We start from the raw sequence: 303 nt of genomic DNA, 5'->3' as shown, positions 1-303 counted from the left end.
CTTATTGTAGATTCGACCCATACCAAAGCTCGCTATACCCAAAAGACGCCGCAGGAGGTGCTCCGAGAACGCTCCAAAAAGCTGAGAAAAGTTATCTATTCGCTGGATGAATCGATGAAGAATGCCTAAACGATTGCTGATGATCTGGAGCACTTGCAAACCTCTGCGGACCCGGATGCCAAAGTCGGTCACAAAAGTGCTGATTCTTCGTTTTTCGGATACAAAACTCATATCGCCATGAGCGAGGAACGGATCATAACGGCGGCCACGATTACGACCGGCGAACAAAGCGATGGCAAGCAG

The 303-nt window shown here is 49.2% G+C and carries 1 pseudogene; it reads left to right on the top strand.

The features are described 5' to 3' along the window. Positions 1-303, top strand: a pseudogene (locus tag M3650_RS31480) (IS5/IS1182 family transposase); the annotation flags it as partial.

It is taken from the genome of Paenibacillus sp. MER TA 81-3 (genome assembly GCF_023713585.1).
GTDB lineage: Bacteria > Bacillota > Bacilli > Paenibacillales > Paenibacillaceae > Paenibacillus_B > Paenibacillus_B profundus.
Note: the sequence above shows the minus strand (reverse complement) of the source record. Positions and strands in the feature narration are given on the sequence as shown.